This is a genomic window from Peristeroidobacter soli, from assembly GCF_004138485.1.
Taxonomy (GTDB): Bacteria; Pseudomonadota; Gammaproteobacteria; order Steroidobacterales; family Steroidobacteraceae; genus Steroidobacter; species Steroidobacter soli.
Genome location: NZ_RYEV01000005.1, coordinates 1,153,295 through 1,166,633, shown reverse-complemented (window position 1 = coordinate 1,166,633; position 13,339 = coordinate 1,153,295). Strand labels below are relative to the sequence as shown.

13 protein-coding genes are annotated in these 13,339 nt (G+C 62.9%); 5 read left to right on the top strand and 8 right to left on the bottom strand.

What is annotated here, in order from left to right; genetic code table 11:
- Window positions 1–18: 18 nt before the first annotated feature.
- Window positions 19–1,548 carry an aldehyde dehydrogenase family protein gene (locus tag EKO19_RS26350; protein ID WP_129780124.1) on the bottom strand — a complete coding sequence of 510 codons (1,530 nt, stop codon included), beginning with the start codon at window positions 1,546–1,548 and terminating at the stop codon, window positions 19–21.
- Between the two features lie 321 nt (window positions 1,549–1,869).
- Here EKO19_RS26350 and EKO19_RS26345 point away from each other — a divergent pair, with 321 nt between their 5' ends.
- Entirely contained in the window at window positions 1,870–2,877 is a 1,008-nt protein-coding gene (locus EKO19_RS26345; RefSeq protein ID WP_129780122.1) for a dipeptide epimerase, read from the top strand.
- Window positions 2,878–2,884: 7 nt separating this feature from the next.
- Here the strand turns inward: EKO19_RS26345 and EKO19_RS26340 are convergent, their stop codons facing one another.
- From EKO19_RS26340 to EKO19_RS26330, 3 genes are all read right to left on the bottom strand, one after another.
- Window positions 2,885–4,075 carry an ABC transporter permease gene (locus EKO19_RS26340; RefSeq protein ID WP_129780120.1) on the bottom strand — a complete coding sequence of 397 codons (1,191 nt, stop codon included), beginning with the start codon at window positions 4,073–4,075 and terminating at the stop codon, window positions 2,885–2,887.
- Between the two features lie 2 nt (window positions 4,076–4,077).
- Entirely contained in the window at window positions 4,078–5,247 is a 1,170-nt protein-coding gene (locus tag EKO19_RS26335; RefSeq protein ID WP_129780118.1) for an ABC transporter permease, read from the bottom strand.
- Between the two features lie 156 nt (window positions 5,248–5,403).
- Entirely contained in the window at window positions 5,404–6,900 is a 1,497-nt protein-coding gene (locus EKO19_RS26330) for a hypothetical protein (RefSeq protein WP_217705597.1), read from the bottom strand.
- A 235-nt stretch (window positions 6,901–7,135) separates the two neighbouring features.
- Between EKO19_RS26330 and EKO19_RS38415 the strand changes: the two genes are divergently transcribed.
- Both EKO19_RS38415 and EKO19_RS26325 read left to right on the top strand, forming a co-directional pair.
- Window positions 7,136–7,288, top strand: a complete 153-nt coding sequence (locus EKO19_RS38415) for a hypothetical protein (RefSeq protein ID WP_157995446.1) — start codon at window positions 7,136–7,138, stop codon at window positions 7,286–7,288.
- A complete protein-coding gene (locus EKO19_RS26325) occupies window positions 7,288–7,692 on the top strand; it encodes a DCC1-like thiol-disulfide oxidoreductase family protein (protein WP_129780116.1) in 405 nt (134 codons plus the stop codon). The genes EKO19_RS38415 and EKO19_RS26325 overlap by 1 nt, the downstream gene beginning before the upstream one ends.
- A 1-nt stretch (window position 7,693) precedes the next feature.
- Here EKO19_RS26325 and EKO19_RS26320 read toward each other — a convergent pair whose 3' ends face one another.
- Window positions 7,694–8,623 carry a LysR family transcriptional regulator gene (locus EKO19_RS26320; RefSeq protein WP_175597194.1) on the bottom strand — a complete coding sequence of 310 codons (930 nt, stop codon included), beginning with the start codon at window positions 8,621–8,623 and terminating at the stop codon, window positions 7,694–7,696.
- 103 nt (window positions 8,624–8,726) lie between these two features.
- Between EKO19_RS26320 and panB the strand changes: the two genes are divergently transcribed.
- Together panB and EKO19_RS26310 are read left to right on the top strand one after the other, a co-directional pair.
- On the top strand, window positions 8,727–9,578 hold the full coding sequence (gene panB, locus EKO19_RS26315) for a 3-methyl-2-oxobutanoate hydroxymethyltransferase (RefSeq protein ID WP_217705596.1): 852 nt from the start codon (window positions 8,727–8,729) through the stop codon (window positions 9,576–9,578).
- A gap of 96 nt (window positions 9,579–9,674) precedes the next feature.
- The gene (locus EKO19_RS26310) at window positions 9,675–10,343 is read left to right on the top strand and encodes a class I SAM-dependent methyltransferase (protein ID WP_129780110.1); all 669 of its coding nucleotides are present in this window, start codon (window positions 9,675–9,677) and stop codon (window positions 10,341–10,343) included.
- Window positions 10,344–10,353: 10 nt separating this feature from the next.
- On the opposite strand, the gene EKO19_RS26305 is transcribed toward EKO19_RS26310, so the two are convergent.
- The 3 genes from EKO19_RS26305 to EKO19_RS26295 form a co-directional block, all read right to left on the bottom strand.
- Entirely contained in the window at window positions 10,354–12,027 is a 1,674-nt protein-coding gene (locus tag EKO19_RS26305) for a galactose-binding domain-containing protein (protein ID WP_129780108.1), read from the bottom strand.
- Window positions 12,028–12,093: 66 nt separating this feature from the next.
- Window positions 12,094–12,855 (bottom strand): thioesterase II family protein, encoded by a 762-nt coding sequence (locus EKO19_RS26300; protein ID WP_129780106.1) that lies wholly within the window; start codon window positions 12,853–12,855, stop codon window positions 12,094–12,096.
- Window positions 12,852–13,121, bottom strand: a complete 270-nt coding sequence (locus tag EKO19_RS26295) for an MbtH family protein (RefSeq protein WP_129780104.1) — start codon at window positions 13,119–13,121, stop codon at window positions 12,852–12,854. Before EKO19_RS26295 ends, EKO19_RS26300 begins: the two co-directional genes overlap by 4 nt.
- Window positions 13,122–13,339 lie beyond the last annotated feature (218 nt).

The window sequence follows — 13,339 nt, the reverse complement described above, 5'->3', positions numbered from 1 at the left end:
GTCAGGCCGTGACCTCGCTCAGGCGTGGCTGAAGCTCACGAGTTGCCGACGAAGGTAGCTTTCGATGCCCTTCATGCCGCTCTCGGTGCCGATGCCGGACTGAGCCGCGGGCTCGTACGATGCCGCGTAACCGGAACCCTCGCCGACCGGCCCGGTCGCGTTGATCCGGATCGAGGAGCGAATACCTTTCATCATCCTCATGCCGGTGGAAATATTGGCGGACCAGACATACGACACCAGGCCGTACATCGTGCCATTGGCGATCCGGATCGCCTCGGCCTCATCCTCAAAGGGAATGACCGACAATACCGGGCCAAAGATTTCTTCCTGCGCGATGCGCGAATTCGGCGCCACGTCCCGAAACAGCGTCGGCTCGATGAAATAGCCGCCCGCATCGAGGCGCGCGCGGCGCCCGCCGATCACCGCTTGTATTCCCTCGCGCTGAGCGCCTTCGATGTACTGCATGACGCGCGCACATTGCTTTTCCGATGCGACCGGACCGAACGTGGTCTTGGGATCCAGCGCATCGCCCATGACGATCTGCTCGAAGCGCGACACGATCTTGTCGACCACCCGATCCTGGACGGACCGCTGCACCAGCAGCCGCGAGCCGACGCTGCACACCTGCCCCTGGTTGACCAACAACTGGCGCGCGATCCGATCGCTGGCGACATCCAGATCGACCCCGTCATCGAACACGATCTGCGGACACTTGCCGCCACATTCCGCCATGACCACTTTCATGTTCGACTGGCCCGAGTACTGCAGCATCAACTTGCCGGCCGCCGTCGATCCGGTGAACGTCAGCATGTCGACATCGCCGTGCAAGCCGAGCGCCCGGCCGACGGTTTCGCCCAAGCCGGGTACGACGTTCAACACACCCGCGGGAATTCCCGCCTCGAGCGCGAGCTGTGCCAGTCGCAGCGACGAGCGCGACGACAGCTCCGAAGGTTTCAACACCACGCTGTTGCCAGCGACCAGGGCCGGGGCGATCTTCAACGCCGCGACGAAGGTTGGAAAGTTCCAAGGCACCAGCGCCGCCACCACGCCCCGTGGCACCAGCCGCTGCAATACGAAGCTGTTCTTGTCGCTCGTATAAACGTCGCCCAGCAGCTTATCGACAGCCTCGGCGTGAAATCGCATCAGGCCGGCGGCGACCGCGGCACTGGCAAATCCCTCCTGGACCGGCTTGCCCATCTCGGCGGCATCCAGCGCATCGAGCTCCTTGGCATGCGCCGTGATGAGATCGGCGAACCGATGCAACGCTTGTTTCCGGACCGAGGGCGCAGCCTCGCTCCAACGCCCGTCGTCGAAGGCCTTGCGAGCCGACGCCACGGCCCGATCCACGTCCGCATCGCTACCGGCGGCGAGTTGCAGACACAGCCGCCCCGTCGACGGATTCATCACATCGACGATGCGCTCGCTCTGCGAGGCGGACAGGCCCCCGTCCAGAAACGGCGCCACCGCGAGCTTGGGCGGTACTCGCTCCGTCCCCCGCTGCTCGGAGGCCGTCCGTGACTCGAGCCGCTCGACATTGGCATTTTTCATCGAAGATCGTCCTGAATCGTGGGCAAACACCGGCGACGAAGCAGCGCGCTCGGACACTCAATTTCTTTGGTGTTTGGTTATGACAACGCTGCTGAATGGGCTCGGGCCCGATGAACGGAAAAGAAGATGCGCCACGTGGGTTGGCGCTGAACAGTCATGCATCCGGAGCTCGCGAACTGTGGCTGCTACTTTTCATGACCGTGTTACCCGCGGCCTTACTCCCCCCTCCCCACGAAATGTTTCGTTGATGAACGTTCCATTCGAATCTGCCATGCTGACGAGGTGAGGAATCGACGACCGAGACCCCAGGGAGCAGATGTCATGACTTTGGAATCGACCGAGCCGGTGCGGCTACACCTTCAGACCGAAGAGTGGCCGCGCCGGATCCCGGCTCGCATCACGGGCTATACGTGGAACGTGACGCGCGTGCTCACCGTCGCTCTGGAACGCAACGGCGCGATCGGCAGAGCCGAAGCCAGCGGCATTTACTACTACGACGACACGCCAGACAGGATGCGAGCGCAGCTCGAATCGCTGCGCTCAACCATCGAAGCGGGTGTGAGCCGCGAGTCGATACAACAACTGCTGCCACCCGGCGGCGCGCGCAACGCACTGGATTGCGCGTTCTGGGATCTCGAAGCGAAACTCACCGGCATCCCCGCCTGGCAACGCGCCGGGTTGCCGAAACCCAAGCCGCTGGTGACCACGTTCACGTGCCACGCGGATACCCCGGAGAAGATGTCGGCGCAGGCACGCAACTTCACTTCGCTGCGTGCCGTCAAACTGAAACTGACGGGCGAGCCCGTCGATGCCGATCGAGTCCGCGCGGTGCGCGAAGCGCTGCCGGACATGTGGCTGAGCATCGATGCCAATCAAGGCTTCACGCGCGCCTTTCTGGAGGAACTGATGCCGACGCTGGTCGCTGCGCGCGTCGCTTTGATCGAACAGCCGTTCCGTATCGGCGAGGAAGCGTTGCTCGACGGTTTCGCCGCGCCGATTCCAATCGCAGCCGATGAGAGTGTGCAAGGGCTCGCCGACATTCCCTCGCTGGTGGGACGATTCAACGTCGTGAACATCAAACTGGATAAGTGCGGCGGATTGACCGAGGGCCTGGCGATGGCGCGCGCGGCGCGCGAACGCGGGCTGGAGGTCATGGTCGGCAACATGGGCGGCACCTCGCTCGCCATGGCACCGGCCTTCCTGGTCGGTCAGCTGTGCGATGTGATCGATCTCGACGGCCCGACCTTCCTCAAGACGGACCGGGATATCACCGTCGACTACACCGACGGCACTCTGTTTTGCCCGGACCGGCTATGGGGCGGCTCATGACATCGCTTCAAAGCTCTCGCAAGGCAATCGCGATCGGCAGGCGCGCCGCTCTGACCGCCGGCAACAGCCCGCCCGCGAATCCAATCGAGAGCGCTGCGAGCAATCCATTCCTCAGCAACTCCGGCGAGACATCGAAGGCAAACATGATCTGACCGCCAGATCCCATGGTGGAGGCGCTGAAGCCATCGAACAGCAACCACGCGATGCCGGCGCCCATCACTCCGCCCACCGCGGCCAGCAGCATGGTTTCGAGCAGGACGGCAACGATGACTGGCACGGATCTGAAGCCGATCGCACGCAACGTGGCGATCTCCCGGGCGCGCGTGGCAACCGCGGAATACATCGTATTGAGCGCCCCGAACATCGCGCCCAGCGCCATGATCGATGCAATCGTGACACCAAACGCACGAATCATTCCGGCCAGCCGTTCCGACTGACGACTGTAGTACTGTCGCGTGGTCATGACATCGACTCTGAGACGGGGATCCGTCGAGAGCTGCGATTTGAATGCACCGAGTGCGTTTGAGTCGCTCAGACGCACGAGCAACGACGATTTGCCATTGCCGCGCCGGAACGCCGGACCGAGCACGTCCGTGTCGGCCCACAGCTCCGAATTGTGCGCATCGCCCGAGTCGAACAGGCCGACGACCGTCCACGCCTGGCCCTGCAGCGTCAGCGTCGAGCCAAGCTCAGTCCCGGCGAACTGCCGCCGCACCTCGCGCCCCACGACCAGCTCATGCAATCCCGATTGAAACTTTCTGCCAGCAACGATCTTCACCTGCGGACGCAACGCCCACGCCTGCCGGCCGATGCCACGCAACGCGACGTTCGACTCGCGTCCCGTGGCGTTCTTTCGCAAGCTCGCGCCGACCAACAATTCCGCCGAGATCATTGCCCGGTCGTCGGCGTCTCTTCGTAGTTGTGGCGCCTGAGAGACGATGGCGAGCGTCTCCCGCCCGAGCGAGGAGGCTGCTTCGGAATGCGCGCCCGCCTGGAGCACGATCAGATTCCGATCATTGCCCGTCTGCGTGAGCGTCTTCTCGAAGCCCTCGCCTATCGCCAGCAATCCGACCAGCACGCCCACGACACCCGCGATTCCGACCACCACCACCGCGGAGGCGCCCAGTCGTTTCGGTATCGTCGCGATGCCCACGCGTGCCACCGAGCTGATCTGTCGACTCACCGTGATGAACGTCATGATCAGCGCCCCGCCAGTGCATCCACGATTCGCAAGCGCAAGCCGCGCAGCGCAGGCAACGCACCGACGATCAGGCCAAGAAGGATGGCCACGCCGATGCCTCGCAGCCAGACCGCGCCACCGATGGGCTGCAGCTGAATGAACAACGCGTTCGACAGCAGCGTACCGACCACATTCACTGAGAGCGTCGCGATTGCCAGCCCCAGCGCGCTGCCAAGAAGTAACAACAGCACGGACTCGCTCAGCACCAGACTCAACACGGCGCCGTCGGAGAAACCGATGGTCTTCAGCACGCCGAACTCCGGAATGCGCTCCTGGGTGGACTGAGCGATCGTGTGGCCGGTCAATAACAGCAGCGTGAAAAACACCGCACTCATGATCGAGGTCAGAATCAGGCCGAAATCACCGAGCTCGCTGATCCAGCTCGCACTGAACGAGTTCTCGCTTTGCGTGCGGGTTTCGTGAGCGGAGTTGGCCGAGAGCGCATCCACCTCATAAGCGATGTTATCCGCCTGCCGCACATCGGCCACGCGGAACACATACCAACCCACAGTGCCCGCGCCGGAGAGACGAGCCTCATCGAAGCCGTCCCAATTGATATACACCGTGTTCTCCCAGACCTTCATGCCAGGATCGGTGAAGCGGTAGATGCCCACGATGTCGAAAGTCCAGACGGTGGAACCCTCCTTGCGCTGCTCTGACGTTTGCAGCGGCACCTTGTCGCCCACCTTCCAATGGAACTTCGCAGCCATGCCCTCGCCGACGATGGCTGCGGTGCGAATGCGTTGAAACGCTGCCCGCGCATCGGGTGCGAGCTCCAGCTCTGGATAGAGATCAAAGAAGGCCGCGGTATGCGTCTCCAGCGGAAACGCGTTCTTGGCATCCTGATAGGAAGCACCGAATGCACACGCATAGTCGATATTGACGATGCCAGGCACCGACTTGATGCGTTGATACAAACTCAGCGGCAGCGTGGGCGCCCCCGGCCGCAGCTTCGACAGGGTGAGCAACCGGTCGTGACCGGCCGTCGATTGCCCGAAGTTCGAGAACGTGCTGCGCACCGTTTCGAGCGGGCCGTATAAAAGGAAGGCGACCGTGATGGACAGCAGCATCAGCACCGCTCGCGCTCTGCGACGGAACAGGCCGGCCCAGATCAGATGCAGATACTTCATCGGCGGTCGCGGAACAGCTGTCGCTGTCCAGCGGACCGCCCCGAGGCTTCAACTGGCCCCTATATTGCGCCCTCGATCACGCGCGTCAGAGCGGCGCAGTAACACTCATTCTGGGCGCATGGTCCGTCGCGGGAGTGGCACGGTCGAATCGCGACGCTAGTGCGTGCACACTTTGGGGCGCGCGAAGTCGACGTGCTTGAAGATGAGCAGCTTGCGCTCCCAGAAATTCGCGTGAGTGGCGGCCCCCAGCGATTGAGCCGTGGCCTTCTCATAGCGAACGCCGTTGAGCTCGTAGGTCACCCAGTGCTCAGGCTTCTTTCTGAGACGTTCCAGCAGCGAGAACATCACCAGCCCCTGGTTGCGATTGGCGAAGTGCTGCAGGTCCGGATCCGAGGACGCCTTGATCATCGCGACCTCGCGTTGATACGGAAACAGATCGATGGGCTCGCGGATCACCAGATGATTCGAGACGCCCGCCTCCGTATGCAGGTTGCTGAACATGGCGATCGACGCCTCGGTGCGCAGCCCGAGATAAGGCGCCGTGCACACGATGAACAACGTCGCCGGCACTGCGTACACCCATAAGGGTCGACGCGGCCCGACGGTGCCACGCCATGGCAGATGATTGATCGCCGCGTCCGCCAGCAGCAGCATCGTCAGTCCACCGTAGACGACCCACATCAATACCCATACAGACTGATACGCGTGCGAGGGCGCCACGTGCGTCTGGCGGCTGAACACTGAAAGCACTCCGACCAGCGTCACCGCCGCGCCGATGACGATACCGAACGGCAGCGCCTGCCCGAGCGTGCCGAAGCGTTCGCGCAGCTGCCGGAACAATCGCGCGCAGCTGTCATAGAACCGTTCGCTAACCTCGCGCGGCACCGACAGGATGTACAGCGCCAGCACCAGGCTCGAGAAATCCATGTACCACGAGTACACGGAGATCGGGATGACGAAATGGAACATCAGCGCCAGCAGCAGGCCGACCGCGAACCAGCGCTTCCAGTACAACGCGACGATGGCGATCGCCTCGATGATGAACGTGCTCCAGATCGCGAGATACTTGCCGGTCAGATTGTTCTGCAACCCGAAGCCGTCGGCCAGCGGCATGTATAACGCGACGGCACAGCTGACTCGTGGATCCAGAAAATCGGTGTTGATCTTGTGAAAGATGCCGTAGAAATACATGGTGGCGAGCAACGCCCGGGCCACCACACGCATGTTCTCGTAAGTGTTCTCTCGCATCTGCGCCGAATTGCCGAAACGCAGGACCGCGTGGGCGCAGATGAGCAGAATGCCTGCGTTCATGAACGCAGCGATCATCTTGTTGTTGCCCGCGACCGGCATGGCGATCGCATAACGCGTCAGCATGACGCCGGCCAGAAGGACCAGCAGCGGCGTCAAGCGCGGACGCCAGATCAATAACAGGGCAACGGCGACCGCGAGCCAGCTGATCAGCCCGAGCAACGCACCGTCACGGAACAACAGCATGGTGCGATCGCCGGCCAGGCTGAAGATCGCAGCGGCCGCCCACACGGGCGAGAATGCGGTCAAACCATCGGCGGCGACATGATCGGTTGCGTGACTCAGCGGGCGCCGCCAGAAACTGCCGAAAAATTTGTCAATGGAACGATCGGCTCCAGCGCTCATGTCCCTTCAGTCCCCTTCCTCATTTGTTTATGACTCAAGATAGAGCGCAGCTTCGAGGTGCGCCGAAGTGTGCCAGCTGAGGCGAGTGCGCGCCAGCTGTCACCAACCGGAGCCACGCGGCGCGGCCAAATCGGGGAGTTGAAGCGAAAACCGTGCCGGCCCGGTATTTTCTCGCCGGTACTGAATGTCCGCTGCCGATGCAGTAATATCGTCGGCATCCGGGAAGGGAGGAAACATGCTCACACGCAGGAAATTGGCGCTTTATTTCCTCAGCGCGCTGGCGCTGGCCGGCGCCTACGATGCTTTACGTAACCTGCCGGTGTTGAGCGGTTGTAATTTCTACTCCGAGTGCCCGGACAATTCTGCCACCGGCAGCCTCAACGACTGATGGCTCCATCATCGGCCAACTGGCTGCTCTACGACGGCGACTGCCCTTTCTGCTCGCGTTACGTCGTTCACGTGCGCCTTCGTGAAGCAGTGGGTGCGGTGATGCTGGCGAATGCTCGCGAACATCCGGCACTCGTCGAAGAGGTGCAGCGGCTCGGCTACGATGTCGACGAAGGCATGGTCTTGAAGCTGAATGGCCGCTACTACCACGGCGCCGATTGCATCCATGCCCTGGCGCTGCTGACCACGAAGGCGGGCTGGTTCAACCGGCTCAACTCGCTGGCGTTCCGTTCGCAAGCGGTCTCGCGCGTCGCCTATCCCGTGCTGCGCGCGGGCAGAAATTTCACACTCAAGCTGCTGGGCCGATCGCGCCTGCAGGCCAACCCCGCCTCTCTCGACGGCTGAGTCAGCGGACCGCCGCCGCGAGGTCCAGGCCCGGCACGCTGTGCAGCTTGCCGATCTCCTGATTGGTGATCTCCACGAAATCACGCGCGGCCGGCGACAGGTGATGCCAGTGCCGGAATGCCCAGCCAATGGACACCGGGGGCAGATCGGAGATGAGCACCGCCCGCACCGAGCCGCTGCGCTCGAAGTTGTAGGCGTGCACGGCCGGTACGATCGCCTGCCCCAGCCCCAGCTCGACGAACAGTTTCGCGGTATCGAAATCGTCGCAGACCACCTCGGCCTTGAGCTCGACGCCCCGTTGCGCCGCTGCCTGCTCGATGGCGCTGTGATGAGTCGTGCCGCCGGCCAGTCCAAGGTAGCGAATGCCTTTGAGGTCCTGCAGCCGCAGCTTGCGACGGCGTGACAGCGGATCGTCCTTCGTCGTCAAAAGAAACAAGCGCTGCCTGGCGATGGTCTTCTCGTTGATGCCACGGGCCGGCTCACCGGTAGTGACAAATCCCAGGTCCGCCTGATTCAGCCGCAGTATCTCGAAACAGCGGCGCGTCGAGCTGGCTGGCAGAAACCGCAGGTTCACGCCCGGATGTGATTTTCTGAAACTCACCACCGAATGGCGCATGAAGTGACGCACGGTGGTACCGCCGGTGGTGATGGTCAGCGTATCGGACTCCCCATGCTGAAGCGCCCGTACCCGCTGCAGCCCGACTTCGATCGCATCCAGCCCTTCGAGGGCGAAGTCCTTGAGAATCTTGCCGGCAGCCGTGGGCTGCACGCCGCGCGCATGCCGCTCGAACAATCGAATGCCGAGCTCGGCCTCGAGCCGCGCGATGTGCTGGCTGATGGAGGACTGGGTCCGCTGCAGCTCGCGCGCCAGCGAGCTCATGCTGCCGGCCTCGCAGGCGGCGACCAGGATGCGAAGATCTTCGAGCGTCATGCCGCCATATAAGCATTTCCTTGGGTCGATGCAAAGAACCTTAGCGTTGACTAATGTCCAGGCAAATGGAATCGTGACCGGGCTGAAACCTGGGGGACACGCTGTGAAGGGCCAACGACTCTCGACCATCGACATCGTCGCGATGAAGCGCCGGGGCGAGCGCATCGCCATGCTGACCGCTTACGACTACACGTCGGCGCAGATGGTCGATGCCGCCGGGGTGCACATGATCCTGGTCGGCGATACCGTGGGCATGGTCGTGCAGGGGCAGGACACTACCCTGCCGGTGACGCTCGATCAGATCATCTACCACTCGCAGATGGTGGCCCGGGGCGCGCAGCGATCGCTGCTGGTCGGCGACATGCCCTTCATGACCTATCAGGTGTCGGTCGAGGACGCATTACGCAATTCGGCGCGATTGCTGACCGAGGGCAAGGTTGGCGCCGTGAAGATCGAAGGCGGCGCGACCATTGCGCCGACCATCGAGCGGCTGGTCGGCGTCGGCATTCCGGTGTGCGGCCATCTTGGCTTCACGCCCCAATCGGTGCACGCCATGGGCGGCCCGCGCATTCAAGGCAAGGAGCCCTCCGCGGCCGCATCGCTGGTGGCCGATGCCAAGGCCCTCGAAGACGCCGGTGCCTTTGCCATCGTGCTCGAGCTGGTGCCCGCCTCGGTGGCGCAGGAGATTTCTCAGCGCGTCTCGATCCCCACCATCGGCATCGGCGCCGGGCCGCACTGTGACGGCGAGGTGCAGGTGTTCCACGACCTGTTCGGTCTCTACACCGATTTCAAGCCGCGCCACACCCGTCGCTATCTGAACGTCGCGCAGGATGTGGTGACGGCCGGCCGGCAGTTCGTCCAAGACGTGTCGGAAGGCACGTTTCCGGGCAAGGAGCAGACCTCGGATATCGGACCGGAAGCCAAGGAGCGCTTGCGAGCCTTGCTGAGCGCCTGAAGCTCGATCAATCGTTCGTTTGTATGCGAGCATAGCGGCTGCGCGCACTGGGGTTGCCAGTGCCGACAACGTCAAGAAAAACGTGCCGCCCCGGTTATGCCACTGCCCAAACGTACGATTGCCGCGAGCTATCTGCCGGACCGGTATCGTTACTACTATTCGCTGAGCAAACTCGCGATCGATCCGCTGTACGAAGCCGTGCCCGACGCGTTCGACGAGGACGCCGAGCCGTTGCTGGATCTGGGCTGTGGCATCGGTCTGCTGTTGCACTGTCTGCGTGCGAGCGGTCGCAAAGTGCCGTATGTCGGTGTGGACACCGATGCCGTGAAGATCGCGGCCGCCCGTGTCGCCTCCTCGCGCGGCGGTCATGACGATGCCGACTTCCAGGTCTGCGACTTGAGCGAGCGGTTTCCCAAGCACCGGGGCAGCGTCGCGCTCCTGGATGTGCTCCAGTACCTGCCACACCAGGCACAAGGAACGTTGCTGTCGCAAGCGGCTCAGTGCGTCAGCAGACGAGGCCAGTTGGTGATTCGTACCGGACTCGCCGATGGCACGTGGCGAAGCGCGATGACCCGCGCCACCGATCGTTTCGGCCATCGGGTCGGCTGGATGAAAACATCGTTCAAGGCGCAGCCCTCGGCGCAGGAGCTGCGGGCCACGCTGCACCGACACGGCCTGCATGCGGAATTCAAACCGCTGTGGGGCCGCACGCCTTTCAACAACTGGCTGGTCATCGCGCGGCGCTCAGCGAGCGCCGCGGCTTGAAGAGATCCGCTCAAGGATAGATTTCAATCTCCTTGAGCCCGTAGTTGCGAGCCGTCGTGCCGCGTTTGATGGCGAACACCCGCACGAATCGACCGACGCCGGTCAACCCGCGAATGTCATCGACACCGCCATCGCCCGCCGTCGTCTTATAGATGTTGACCCACGTGTTCGTGCTCACCTGCACCTGGATGGTGTACTCGGACGCGTAGGCCGTGTCCCAAGTGAGTCGCACGCGTGAGAGCGAGTAACGCTGGCCCAGATCCACGTAGATCCATTGCTTGTCGCCGCCGGCGCTGTGCCAGCCGGTCAAGGTGCTACGGTCGGTAACATTGGCCGCGGCATACGCGCTGCTCTCGGTCGAGCTGGGATAAGCCTTGCGGCCTGTCGCCAGATTGCGCGGCGACTGTGCAGCCGCCAGCATCGCTCCAAACTCTTTCCAGCCCGTAGCTTCGAGCGGACGCTGGCCGCTGAGGAATGTCAGCCGATCCGCGCCCGACGCCTGCGGCCACACCTCGACCACTTCGAGTTCCAGGCCTTGCGCCATCGCCGCGCTGAGACGCTCGCCGAGATAGATCGGATAGTCGCCTTCATCGACGGGACCGCCGCCGTTACGAGTCACGCCGACGTTGCCCGCGCCCGTCTCGGACAACGCGAAACGTTTGCTATGCGCCAGCGCGAAGCTGATCGCCGCAGGCAATCCCCAGCCGCGCGTCGGATTCCAATAGTCGGCCGCGGGGTAGTCCCAAATCACGCGACGATTCGCCGGGTTCGCGAGCCACTCGGCGAGAGCGACGTTCTGCCCGCTGCTCCAATCGTGATAAGCCGTCTTGTCACGTGAGCGGGTCGGATTCCAGACCGGGCTGTAATGCGTCGGCGCGATGATGTCGACGTAAGAGTCGCCGGGATAACTGCTCTCCTCGCTCAAGCCGTAATTGGCATAGGACGCCGACGGGCTCCACATGGTTTCGATGACCATGCCGTTGGCGCTCGCATAGGAATGCGCGAGATTCGCGACGTGTCGCCACGCCTGGATGTAAGCAACCCGCGTCGCCTCGCTGCGCACCTGCCAGCCATACCAATTGCCGTTCTGTTCCCAGCCGATGCGCAGATAGATCTTGCGAAAGCCCTTGTTCTTGAAGGCATCGAAGATCGCCGGCCACACGCGGTAGCGACCCTGGCCGTCGAAGTCATATCTGCCGGCGGCGACCGCGTTCATCATCCCGATAGCCGCAGTCTCGCTATATACGCCGCGATTGGGATCGCCTTCCGGCAGATTGAGCTGATACACCGTGGGATCGTCGGTGAGCCCCACGCTCACGATCGGAACCAGCGTCGGCCGGCCTTCCGAGTCGAGCCGGTTCAGATGATCCACCGAGCACAGCTCCGCCAGATTGCCCGCCGCCCAGGTCGCGTTGTTGCGCCATTTGGGATCGTACGTGCCGGCGCTCCAGATCGGCTCGCGATAATCGACGAACACATTGGTGGAGTTCGGAATCTGTTGCACCCTCTCGACGAAGGCGCGATAGGACGGCGCCGCGGTCGCGGGCGTCGCCTCGCCAACAAAAAAGCCGAGCTTGTCGAACTGTTGCGCGTGAGCCGCGACCGCACTCAACGCCATCCACAATCCCAGCAACCGTGCCGCTACTTTCAAGGGAATCTCCTGCAGTGCCGCCCCGCGAGTCATTCGCGGGTCCTGTGCCTGTGGGCATAGGATGGGTAAACCGCAGGAAGATGAGGATCAGCGCGACAGTCAAACGCCGGCCCGCAAAGCGGGCAACGCAGCATCAGTGTTTGCCTGGAGCGCCCTAAGCGTCCCGGCGAGTTGTTGCTCGATCAGACGAACCACCAGTTTCTCCTGAGGGCGCAAATAGAAATGTCCGCCGTCGAACCAATGGATGGAAAAGCTCGCCGTCGTCTCCCGGCGCCACGCCGCGAGTTGCTCCTGTCGGACCTCATCGTCGCGACCGGCGAACACACGTAAGGGCACGGGCAGATGCGCCGGCCCCTGATACTCGAAGCTGTTGCAGAGGACGTAATCGGCCGCCAGCGCATCCATCGCCAGACGCAGCATTTCAGGGCTTTCCAGCACGTCCTCGGGCACGCCACCGTAGCGATGCAAGTCCCTTAGCAAGGCCTCGTCGTTATCGCGTCCCGAGAAATGCCAGGTGCCGCTCGAGGGTGCGGGACTCGCGGAAGCAAACATCATCAATGGCAGCGACTGGCCGTGCTGTTGCAAATGTTTCGCCATGCCGTAGGCGAGCAGCCCGCCCATGCTATGCCCGAATAAGGCATGAGGCGTTTCGAGCACGCGCGCATGCTCCAAACACAGCTGCTCCACCAGGTTGGAAATGTTACAGCTGAACGGCTCGGCGGCTCGTGCACCACGACCGGGCAGCTCGACCGGAATCAGCTGAATCCATCGCGGCAGTTGCAGACGCCAGCGCGCATAGATCGCAGCGCTGGCGCCCCCGCATGGCAGGCAAAGCAGAGAGACCAGCGCCTTCGACGTCATGCCTCGGGAGTCGCTGTCTCAGCGGACTCGGCGGACTCGGCGGCGGTCTTCTTGGCGTGCTCTTCCATCCACACGCGCAACGATTTGGGACGCATGTCCGTCCACACTTTGCCGACATAGTCCAGACAGGTCTTTTTGTCGCCGGCCACGCCCGTATCGATCCAGCCGCGCGGAATCTCCATCCCGTCCAGCCACAGGGAATATTGCTCTTCTTCGTTCATCAGCACGCGGAACTTGCCGTTCTCATCGTCAAACCCACCAGCCATGGCACGCCTCCAGTTAGTCGCTGCGAAGTCCGCGCGATGCTAACGAGAGATGAAACCGATCACCGCACCGAATGCAGGAGGTCGGTGCGACGCTGTTCACCCGGCCGCCGGAAGCCCTGGTATTGCCGCATGGAAACGACGCTGGCACGCGGGACGGTCACGTGCCGACGCGAGACCTCTGGCACGGATTGTTGGTCCTGCGGACGGCACCGACGATT

What these genes read in the sequence shown, in the direction of transcription:
- EKO19_RS26350 (WP_129780124.1), bottom strand. Translation starts at nt 1,548, where the DNA reads ATGAAAAATGCCAATGTCGAGCGGCTCGAGTCACGGACGGCCTCCGAG.
- EKO19_RS26345 (WP_129780122.1), top strand. Translation starts at nt 1,870, where the DNA reads ATGACTTTGGAATCGACCGAGCCGGTGCGGCTACACCTTCAGACCGAA.
- EKO19_RS26340 (WP_129780120.1), bottom strand. Translation starts at nt 4,075, where the DNA reads ATGACGTTCATCACGGTGAGTCGACAGATCAGCTCGGTGGCACGCGTG.
- EKO19_RS26335 (WP_129780118.1), bottom strand. Translation starts at nt 5,247, where the DNA reads ATGAAGTATCTGCATCTGATCTGGGCCGGCCTGTTCCGTCGCAGAGCG.
- EKO19_RS26330 (WP_217705597.1), bottom strand. Translation starts at nt 6,900, where the DNA reads ATGAGCGCTGGAGCCGATCGTTCCATTGACAAATTTTTCGGCAGTTTC.
- EKO19_RS38415 (WP_157995446.1), top strand. Translation starts at nt 7,136, where the DNA reads ATGCTCACACGCAGGAAATTGGCGCTTTATTTCCTCAGCGCGCTGGCG.
- EKO19_RS26325 (WP_129780116.1), top strand. Translation starts at nt 7,288, where the DNA reads ATGGCTCCATCATCGGCCAACTGGCTGCTCTACGACGGCGACTGCCCT.
- EKO19_RS26320 (WP_175597194.1), bottom strand. Translation starts at nt 8,623, where the DNA reads ATGACGCTCGAAGATCTTCGCATCCTGGTCGCCGCCTGCGAGGCCGGC.
- EKO19_RS26310 (WP_129780110.1), top strand. Translation starts at nt 9,675, where the DNA reads ATGCCACTGCCCAAACGTACGATTGCCGCGAGCTATCTGCCGGACCGG.
- EKO19_RS26305 (WP_129780108.1), bottom strand. Translation starts at nt 12,027, where the DNA reads ATGACTCGCGGGGCGGCACTGCAGGAGATTCCCTTGAAAGTAGCGGCA.
- EKO19_RS26300 (WP_129780106.1), bottom strand. Translation starts at nt 12,855, where the DNA reads ATGACGTCGAAGGCGCTGGTCTCTCTGCTTTGCCTGCCATGCGGGGGC.
- EKO19_RS26295 (WP_129780104.1), bottom strand. Translation starts at nt 13,121, where the DNA reads ATGGCTGGTGGGTTTGACGATGAGAACGGCAAGTTCCGCGTGCTGATG.